Annotated in this window: 7 protein-coding genes; 5 read left to right on the plus strand and 2 right to left on the minus strand. The window is 44.7% G+C overall.

Annotated features, from left to right (window positions below; all coding sequences use genetic code 11):
• From ACRBG0_RS04870 to ACRBG0_RS04890, 5 genes are all read left to right on the plus strand, one after another.
• A partial coding sequence (locus ACRBG0_RS04870) for a tail fiber domain-containing protein (protein WP_431485785.1) occupies positions 1-1,779 on the plus strand: 1,779 nt, incomplete at its 5' end.
• A gap of 519 nt (positions 1,780-2,298) precedes the next feature.
• Entirely contained in the window at positions 2,299-3,855 is a 1,557-nt protein-coding gene (locus ACRBG0_RS04875; RefSeq protein ID WP_431485786.1) for a hypothetical protein, read from the plus strand.
• A 76-nt stretch (positions 3,856-3,931) separates the two neighbouring features.
• The gene (locus ACRBG0_RS04880) at positions 3,932-5,161 is read left to right on the plus strand and encodes an S-adenosylmethionine:tRNA ribosyltransferase-isomerase (RefSeq protein ID WP_431485787.1); all 1,230 of its coding nucleotides are present in this window, start codon (positions 3,932-3,934) and stop codon (positions 5,159-5,161) included.
• Positions 5,162-5,194: 33 nt separating this feature from the next.
• A complete protein-coding gene (locus tag ACRBG0_RS04885; RefSeq protein WP_431485788.1) occupies positions 5,195-5,779 on the plus strand; it encodes a Crp/Fnr family transcriptional regulator in 585 nt (194 codons plus the stop codon).
• A gap of 78 nt (positions 5,780-5,857) precedes the next feature.
• Entirely contained in the window at positions 5,858-5,995 is a 138-nt protein-coding gene (locus tag ACRBG0_RS04890; RefSeq protein ID WP_431485789.1) for a hypothetical protein, read from the plus strand.
• A 24-nt stretch (positions 5,996-6,019) separates the two neighbouring features.
• Here ACRBG0_RS04890 and ACRBG0_RS04895 read toward each other — a convergent pair whose 3' ends face one another.
• Positions 6,020-8,233 carry a serine hydrolase gene (locus ACRBG0_RS04895; protein WP_431485790.1) on the minus strand — a complete coding sequence of 738 codons (2,214 nt, stop codon included), beginning with the start codon at positions 8,231-8,233 and terminating at the stop codon, positions 6,020-6,022.
• Between the two features lie 118 nt (positions 8,234-8,351).
• On the minus strand, positions 8,352-9,590 hold the full coding sequence (locus tag ACRBG0_RS04900) for a hypothetical protein (protein WP_431485791.1): 1,239 nt from the start codon (positions 9,588-9,590) through the stop codon (positions 8,352-8,354).
• Positions 9,591-9,796: the final 206 nt, after the last annotated feature.

The following is a 9,796-nucleotide window of genomic DNA, read 5'->3' on the forward strand; positions in this document are numbered from 1 at the left end:
TTGCAAGGTGATGTTGGTCCCGTTGGTCCTGCCGGTCCGCAAGGTGATCAAGGACTTGTTGGTCCGCAAGGTATTCCAGGTCCGATAGGACCTACAGGGATGACTGGCCCCGTTGGCCCTCAAGGCCCTGCTGGCGAAATAGAGTTACCTTATTACGATGAGACAGAGACACCAGGAGCTGCTTTTCATATTCATAACGACGAAAATGCATCTTACGGAATAGCAGGTAGTAACAGTCCTGGCGGAGAAGCCTTACCAGCCAATCGGGCGGGGGTCTTAGGTCATTCTTTAAACGGCCACGGTGTTTATGGCTATGCTGAAAACAGCTTTTATGCTGGTGTACAGGGAGTGTCGAATTCCAGCACGGGGGCTGGTGTTTTGGGTTACGGCTTTGGTGGTGGTGTTGGTGGCCATTTTTATACCACTTCTACTGGCCAAGCGGCTTTAACTACAGGAACAGGAAATGTAGGTATTGGTATTGACGAACCTGAAATGAAAATGCATGTAGGTGGCGATTTGTTTGTACAAACCAATTTAGGGTCTCTTCATTTAGGTTTCCCCGATAATGGTAACCAGTGGCAAATGAGTACGATCAATACTGGGGCGAATCTACAGTATCGCTTTAAGCCAGATGGATCTACAAGTTTTACGACGCACTTTAGAATGCGGGAATCAGGTGAGTTTCAGGTTGGAGATATATCCGGAGCTAATGCCTGGGTGCAAGTGCGTAAAAATTCTGGTGTAGAAAAGACCCATCTTCTGCTGCAAGAAACCCAAGATGAATTTGCCCGTTTGGGTTTCGGCAACACGGTACATGAAGATGCAGAATGGCACATTGCTGCTACCTCTCGAAATGGAGCAAGTGGGGCTGCTGATAGTAAAATGAATTTCTATTTCAGAAATGACCAAGGTGCTGCCGACCGAATGACTATTCTCGGAAGTGGTAGAGTAGGTATTGGTAATGCTAACCCTGATGAAGAGTTGGTTATTGGTAGCAATTTAAATTCTGGTTGGGTTATTCCTGCCGTTACGGTTGGTAATAGTAGTGGTGGAGCTATAGAAGTGGGTACACCAGCTATTAATTTTTCTGCTGGAGCGGGAACGACCTTCGGTCGTACACGCCTCATCTCTACGGATGCTAATGGCTTTGGCCAAGGAAAAATTGAGATGCGAACTCGGCAGCTTAACGTAGGAGTAGCACCGGGGGTTAACAATAGCCGCGGTTATCCTTTACGGGTACAACAAAACACAAGTACTACCGGTGGATCGTACGGAATACTCCTTATGAATGGTGATGACGAAGCCGAGAATTGGGAGTTTTATGTAGGCACTACTGTAGCAAATAGTGGCAATATGACGCTTTATCATAATAATGCTTCTCGCGGTTCTTTCGATCAAGCAAGTGGCAACTATTCTCCTACCTCTGATGCCCGTTTGAAGACCAATATCAGTGTTTTAAGTGGGGTGCTTCCAAGGTTATTGGAGCTGCAGCCTAAGTATTATAACTACAAAACGAACTTGGATCGTAAGTATCATGGTTTTCTGGCGCAAGACCTACAAGCGGTCTTTCCAGAGCTGATTACGACTACCAGTTCTAGAGCGGGAGAAGCATCCACGTTATTGGTAGACTATAGCCAATTGACAGTTTTGGCGATCACCTCTATTCAGGAGCAGCAGCAAGTAATTGAACAGCAAAAAGAACAGTTAACCCAGCAGGAGCAGCAGCTAGAAGCAATGGAAGCACGTCTGCAAAAGCTCGAGGCATTACTGGATAAATAAGGATCTATTTCCCATGAACTAGCTCAAGTGGAGTCTATCCACTGATTCCGTGACGCTGGCGTAAGCCAGCGTTACTTTTTTGTGGATTGTTGGCGTCTTTTTCTGTGGGTAGAACGGGGGGCATCGTACCATTGCGATCTACGGTTGGGACACATCTCGAACTATATAGGCTTGTCGTAGTCTCCAGACTACGATACCTTATCTTCCTGGTCTTCTGACCAGCGTAAAATGGGCTAACCTTGATTGCTGGTCCGAAGACCAGCTTCATATAACATGTTAGTTCGGAAACTAACATGAGCGATGACGTTAGAAATTAACATTTTTATCAATATTCCACATCGTAGAGGTGTTTTTTTAGATGTGTCCCAACCGTAGATTGCGATCATACGTTCAGCATCAAAAGTCGGAAGTGGGAAATCGGAAATCGGAGTATTACATCGCACACCGCACTTTACCGCACACCGCACCCAATCGTACTAGTGCGATCATACGGTTAAATGCCTTAATGTATTTATACGAATGCTCTCTAAAACGTTCCGTAACTTTGGCTTTTGTACCATTATCCCCGACTTAGTTATGCACAACGGTAAAACGATTTTATTCCTGGCCTTTTTTCTTTCCTGGACGCTATCAGCCAGTGCGGCATCCATTAGCACAGATCCTTTTCCAGACTTGGATCAACTGCTTGTGGGTAAATGGAGTTCTCCGGCCTGGAATGGCAAACTTGTAGAAAACTGGCGTGCTATCAATGCCACTACCTTCGAATCACAAGCCATCTATCTGGAAAAAGGGGATACGCTTTACGCAAGCACCTCTCGTATCGAAAAAGTAGGAGGAAAGTGGATGCTGTTTAGTGTTATAAAGGACGGAGCACCAAAGATCTTTCAGGCGATTTCTTCTTCGGCCAGCCACATTCTTTTTGAGAATCCAGACTACGGTAATCCCCGCGAGGTTCGTTATTCCTTTACCGAAAGGAACAAGTTCAATCGGACTATTACAGGGGAGGAAGACGGCCAGCCATCTACCTATACCTTCAATTTTAACTTGGTCCCGCAAGTGGTGGCAGTTGTCGAAAACCAGACACCAGCCTTGCGGGCTGCCTTTGCCCCCTTGATGGGAAAGACCTGGCGAGCTGAGGGATTTTGGGCCAACGGCGATCCTTTTCAGCAAGAAGTTCGCTTTCATTGGGACTTGGAAAAGGCTGCGGTCATTGCCCAAACCGATGGCATTGTCGATCCAATCAGTAAAGCTTGGGGCCAGCGCAACCACGGTATCCGTTATTGGAACAAAAGTGAAGAAAAACTACAATTTTCCGAATACGACATCTTTGGTTCTGTTACCGAAGGCACCATCCGTTTACGAGAAGGCAACATCTATTACCAATACAATTACGGCGGGTTTTTACTCACCGATGCTTGGGAAAAGGTAGATGAGTACACCTATAGTTTCAAAGTAGGTGTTTTTGCCAAAGGGGAATGGCAGGAAGTCTATCTTAGTACCGAGTTTGTTGACATTACCAGTACAGAACCCGCTATTATGGAATCTGACCCTAGCTTACCTTATCGGCAAATCCCCGATGTTCCAGAAAAGTACAACGCTTGTACTGTTGCCGCACGAATGGTCGACGGCTTGGCTTTTCGTTACTATTGGGCTACTGAAAGCCTTCGGCAGCAAGATCTTGCTTACAGGACTACGCCCGAATCGCGCTCTAGCGAAGAAACGCTCGATCACATCTATGGCCTAGCCAATGTGGTCTATAATGCAGTTATGGAGCAACCTAACATCAGTGGCAGCCCGAGGGAAGAATTGACTTTTACGGAGAAGCGTACTAAAACCTTAAATCTGCTTGCTGCTGCCAGCGAACGCCTCAAAAACAGTAAGCCTAAGGACATGAAACGCTTCAATATTATCTTTCAGCGTGGCGAAAACCAGACTGTATTTCCTTTCTGGAATAACCTCAATGGCCCAATAGCTGATGCACTTTGGCATGTTGGGCAAGTGGTGGCTTTCCGCCGCGCATCTGGCAATCCGTTCAACAGCAATGTAAGTGTGCTGCGCGGAACGGTAAAGGAGTAGGTAAGCTTGGCTAAAACAAGCGCGTGGAACTATCTTTTCTTACTTTTGTATTTTTATAAAAAACGCTATTTCCCCTTTGCCGCATCACATCAACATTGACGATTACGACTACCCTTTGCCGGAAGACCGCATTGCCCGCTACCCGCTGCCGCAGCGGGATGCCTCCAAGCAGTTGATTTACCGGCAGGGGGAGGTCACCGAGCAAGTTTTTGACCAACTACCGGAGCTGCTTCCTGCGGGGAGTTTGTTGGTTTTTAATAATACGCGGGTCATTCACGCGCGTTTGCGTTTTGTGCTTCCTACGGGGCGGCCGCTCGAAATTTTGTGCCTTGAACCGCTAAGCCCGCTTGATTATCAGCAGAACCTTTCCAGCCAAAAGGCGGTAGAATGGAAATGCATGGTAGGAGGAAACCGCAAATGGAAAACGGGTGAAATTAGCCAGCAGATCAATACGCCACAAGGGGAGGTTACCCTCACGGCGCGGCGCGGCGACTGGCTCGATGGCCCTTTCCGAATTTCCTTTAGCTGGGATGCGCCACAGCTTTCTTTTGGTGAACTTTTAGTGGCAGGAGGCATCATTCCGCTTCCTCCCTACCTCAATCGTGATAGCGAAGCTGCCGATCAGGATCGTTACCAGACCATCTATGCACAACCCGAAGGGTCGGTAGCAGCACCAACGGCGGGGCTGCACTTTACGGAAGCGGTTTTTCAGGCGTTGGATAAGAAAGGTGTTCATCGATCTTTTGTGACACTGCACGTGGGCGCTGGGACCTTCAAGCCCGTCACGACAGACAGCCTTGGCGAACACGATATGCACCGTGAGAGCATCTTTGTGGAGCGGGCGCTGGTACAGGCTTTGGCGGATACTCTCGCCGCGGGGGCGCCGATCATTCCGGTGGGCACTACGAGTATGCGCACGTTGGAGAGCCTTTATTGGCTGGGTGTTCGCCTCGTTAAAGGCAATACCATCGACGACGGCTTTGTGGTGGGCCAGTGGGAGCCTTATCAACTTTCCGCCGACGAGCTCCCCACGGCAGGAGCAGCTATCATGGCTTTATTAGCATTTTTACAAAACTCACAGACCGATTTACTAGAGGGATACACCCAGCTTCTCATTGCTCCGGGCTACCCCAATCGGTTGGTGAGTGGCCTCATTACCAACTTTCACCAACCTCGCAGCACGCTCCTTCTTTTGGTGGCCAGCCTTATCGGCGACGATTGGAAAAAGGTGTATGACTACGCTATCGCTCACGATTTTCGTTTCCTCAGTTACGGTGATAGCAGCTTACTTTGGCGGAGAGGGTAGGAGTATTAGTATTTTTATCATTTTCCTCTTGCTATGAAAAATTTAGTCTTCGATTTTTTCAAAGAGTATCGGTTTCTGCAATTAGCGGACTTGTTGGATATTTACCAGGTAACAAGTTTGAAAAGTTATAAAGCGGGGGAAGTCATTGCCCGGCAAGGGCAGCAGTTTGAATATTCGATAGGTATTCGGCAAGGTATTATCAGAACTTATATATTGACCTCGGATGGTTCTGAAAAAACGGTACGGTTTGCTAAAGAGGGAGAGTTCACAGGCTGTATGCGGAGTATACTTTATGGCCAAGCCTCTAACGAGTTTCTGGAAGTTGTAGAGGATGCCAAAGTCATCCTGCTCAGTACCGAAAAGTTAAAGCTCCTGGCATCCGATAATATCCGTTTACTCAAGTTATGGAACCAAGCGGTATCAACTGCTTTACATGATGCTATTTTGCGGATTGAATTCTTTACTTCTCTTAGTGCTGAGGAGCGGTATATAGACCTCTTAAAAGAAAACCCTGAGCTCATTCGGCGAGTTCCACAGAAGTATTTGGCCTCTTATATTGGGGTTACCACCGTATCCTTGTCGCGGATAAGAAGCCGGGTCGCTACTAAATTCGAGTAAGCTCACGTTAATTAACATTTGTTATTTCATAGCGCCTGGGACTAGCATAAATTTGCCTGTATCAAAAAAAGAAGAATCATGAAACAGGAAATGAGTACCGCTATCGAAACCCGCCGAGTAGAAAATAAGGCCTTGCCGGAACTGTTTAAAATCGTTGCTTTTGGTGCGGTCTTCCCCGTGATCTACTTGTTAGGGAAATTCCTCACTCAGTTATAATAATTGTCGAAGGATGGAATTTTTTTATTTCACCTTCTTAAAATTCACCCTTCCGAAAATCACAAAAGTAATTGCGTTTTTGTCTTTAGCATCAAAAACGACGGTCGCTCCATCATCCGGATTGATGAATTTTTCGTCGCCTATGGGGTTTAGTTTGTACCTATAGCCTCCGTCATTACCAAACAACTCTCCATTCAGCTCCTCTATCACAATTTTCCAATCCCGGGCCTGGTCAGTTGCCATGTATTCTCCTGCCAATAGTTGCAAATGCTCGACAGGAACTTTTATAATCAGCGATTCGGTGTCTATTCCTATTTCTTTCAGTATTTGAATGCCGTTTTCATTATTTGGATTTAATTGAACGGACCGCTTGTAGTTTTCAATAGCCAGGGCTGTATCTCCAAGCATCATAAGCGCTTCACCATAACTATCGTAAACATTAAATGAATTTGGGAACGCTTCGACATTTAGCTTGAAAACAGCTGCTGCATCTTCTACCTTTCCTGATTGTATTAACTGATAGCCTGACAAATTCATCTCGTTTTCATTGAGGTGATACTCATCCGATTTTTTGATTTCATTGTAGTATGCAAGTCCAGAGGCGATCCCGTCTTTTTGGACTTTATCTAACAGGGAATAAGCCATAGACCTTTTCGGAGAGATATAGGGTTTGTCGTGAAGAATCCCGTTTATAGCAGTAGTCATATCATAAAGAGGGGCTAGGCCAGTATTGTTAAACAAAAGGATTAATGACTGGCTAGCTGGTATCTGCGTGATCTGGGTATTAAAGCCATTTATATTACCACCATGGCTAATTGTTTGTGTGTGTTCCTGGGTGTTTCCTATGCGAAGTTTACCAATTTCCCAGCCATAGCCATAGTGCTGGCCCCAGGCAGCAATATGTGTGTCAAATAATAAGTCCATGTATTCTTTGGGCAACAGTTTCTCCGTATACAAAGCTTGGTCCCAACGGTAAAGGTCTTCAACTGTTGAATACAGGGCTCCTGCTGCAAAAGCGGCAGACATGTCAATGTAGCTGGCGTTTTCAAATGTATTTGCAATCTTGTTATAGCCTGAGGCCCTGTTTTCTATGATAGTACGGTGTTGGTCATAACCGGTGTCGTTCATTTCGAGTGGTGAAAATATCTTGTCTTGTAGGACTTGTTCGTAAGATTTTCCTGTGATTTTTTCAATGATGACGCCCAATAGAACGTATCCCGAATTGCTATAAGCAAATTGCTCTCCCGGAGAGAATTCAAGCGGCAAGTCAGCAAAAAGGCTTACAAGTTCCATCGTGTTGTGTGGGGCACGCATCACCTCTCTGTAGTTGGGGAAGGAGGTGTAGTTCGGGATTCCGGAAGTGTGGGTGAGTAAGTGGTGAATAGTTACGCTGTCTCCGGTTGCTTTGGGGTAATCGGGGAGATAAGTTGTGATCGGTTGATCCAATGCTAACTTATTTTCTGCTACCAGTTGTACAATAGCCATGGCTGTAAACTGCTTGGTAATGGAGGCTAATCTGTGTTTTGTATCCGATTTGTTCGGAATGTTCCACTCCATGTTAGCTTGTCCGAAACCATTCTTGTAAATAATTTCACCATTTTCTGCCACTAGAACAGATCCGTTAAATTGCCCGTAGTCAGAACAAGCTTTAATGAGGTCGTGGATTTTTTTAACCTTGGTTTCTTCACATGAGGCGATGGCAAGGGGGAGCTGTACTTCTTTTAATTTGTTCCAGACATCGGCTTCAAACCCTTTTGGGGAAAACCGAAAAAGTATGATGGATTTATTTTTCTCTTCGCAGTATGTCTTTTCTATAAGAACATTTAGATCCATTGGTTCTTTGGTGAAAAAGGCATCCATGGTCTTAACCACACCTGTGAAAACGGCGTTGTTAGTTGTTGAGAGTTGAACGCTTGTCTCTTCCCAGCGCATTAAACCAACGAAATATTTTTGCAAACTGGTCTCCAAATCGGCTTCCGTGAGATCGCCGCTGTCTTCTAAGTTCCATGCGTAAGCATAAGACCAAAAGTTAGGACTATCTTGTTCCTCCCAGCCCTTTGGGAACCTTGCATCTTCGACCCCTTGATAATCAATATCGCGTGCAAAATTGATAGGGAAAACAAACATTTCTTTTCTCCAACTGGTATCCGTTTCCAGGAAAAATAAATGCTCATTTTCCTGACCTGATAATGAAAAGGAGTAGAATAGAAGGGAGGTAATTATTAAAATATTTTTCATCAGTTGGTTTTGTTACGATACTACTTGCATCTGGCATGGCTAAGAAGCTGCCTAAAACTAGGTAAAAAACGATGGTGAGGTTTTGTTTTGAAATCGTTTAACAGCTTTGTAACAAGCTCTAAAATCGCGGATTCACAAAATTATTATACTTAGATCCAAAACGATAGTTCAAGCCAAAGTAAGTGAAATAGGTAAAGTCGGTATCCAGTTGTTTTATTTGCAGGAGAATGTCTTGGTCTGAAATATCTGATTTGGCAATATTGATTCGGTCGCGTACAAAAGAGGCATAACCACCAAAATCAATACTCAATCCTTTGAAAATCTGCCATTCGATGTTGGGATTAATGTAGGCATTGAATAATTCAAAACCATGTAAATATTGCTGAATACCAATGTCTAAAGAAACGTTTCCCCATTTTTGTGTTTGGTTGAACTCAATGTCTAAACCATGGCGCATTCGCGTTTCAGATAATAGGTCATAAATTGTTGTGTCGGTATAATTATAATACTCCGGCCCTATCGAATAATTGAAACTAAAGCGGCGGGTACTTGCCTCCTCATAAGGGAAAATATTGTATTCGATGGCAGGTTTGAAAGTAGTAGAAATATCCATATTCCCAAAAGTGCTAGAACCCGTTCGGGTCGTAAAGCCGACCGACCAATTGGGCCCTAAACTCTTGACATATTCAAGCCGAGCATTATAACTTCGGATGACATAAGTCTCATCACCGTCGGTTAATTTAAAAGTGGATGTCTCATAATTATAAAAAGTGGAGAAATTGAGTTTATGCTTATCCGTCACTTTAGAAGCTGAAAAGCGCCCTGTCAAATCTACATTGGAATAAGTAGATTCGCCATTCAGCCAGCCATTACCTCCGATGTTAAAAACCCAGTTATTCCAGGGATCATCGTTTTCTTCCGTTGCTTCCATTCCTTCTTCGGTCTCTTCCGGTTCAATCGCATAGGTGATTTGGTCAGCCATAGAGGTTTGTACCAAGAACTGGAGTAACCCTTTTTTGAGTGTATTGACTAATTGTTCCCGTTCAATCGCATCGGTTGCATTGGGGTCGGTGAAATACTTGATGGTATCCTGGATGCCAGAGAATTCATTGTTACCAATAAAGGCTAACTGCACTTCGCGACCACCAGCTCCGGTGCTTTGCCGAGTCGCCAAAATATAAACATCTGCCTCCTGCCGGTTCTGCATGTAATTGACAAATTGAATTTCCTGTTTGATATAAACCCAATCGCAGTACATCTGGCAATCAATAAAAATATCGAGGCGATCTTTTTGGCTTTGAGCAAATACAATCGTACTTAATGATAAGCTACAGAGAAGAAACAGGGCAGTTTTCATATTGGTGTTTTGAATAGCTACTTTAATTGTTTAACGGGCATCTTACAAAAAGGAACAATACCTTTCGAGGCGCTGCATTGACAGGCTGTAAACTATGTAAAGGTGGTGTAAGAACTTGTTCTGGAAATTCCTGAACAGGCATCAAAACTAGGTGAAAAACCCTGGCAGGGTTTTGTTTTTAGATCGTTTAACAGCTTTGTAACAAG

The organism is Lewinella sp., from assembly GCF_050633125.1.
GTDB lineage: Bacteria > Bacteroidota > Bacteroidia > Chitinophagales > Saprospiraceae > Lewinella.

Bases quoted from the DNA above. Each gene is read 5' to 3' on its own strand.
- ACRBG0_RS04875 (WP_431485786.1), top strand. From the start codon at position 2,299: ATGCTCTCTAAAACGTTCCGTAACTTTGGCTTTTGTACCATTATCCCC.
- ACRBG0_RS04900 (WP_431485791.1), bottom strand. From the start codon at position 9,590: ATGAAAACTGCCCTGTTTCTTCTCTGTAGCTTATCATTAAGTACGATT.
- ACRBG0_RS04885 (WP_431485788.1), top strand. From the start codon at position 5,195: ATGAAAAATTTAGTCTTCGATTTTTTCAAAGAGTATCGGTTTCTGCAA.
- ACRBG0_RS04895 (WP_431485790.1), bottom strand. From the start codon at position 8,233: ATGAAAAATATTTTAATAATTACCTCCCTTCTATTCTACTCCTTTTCA.
- ACRBG0_RS04890 (WP_431485789.1), top strand. From the start codon at position 5,858: ATGAAACAGGAAATGAGTACCGCTATCGAAACCCGCCGAGTAGAAAAT.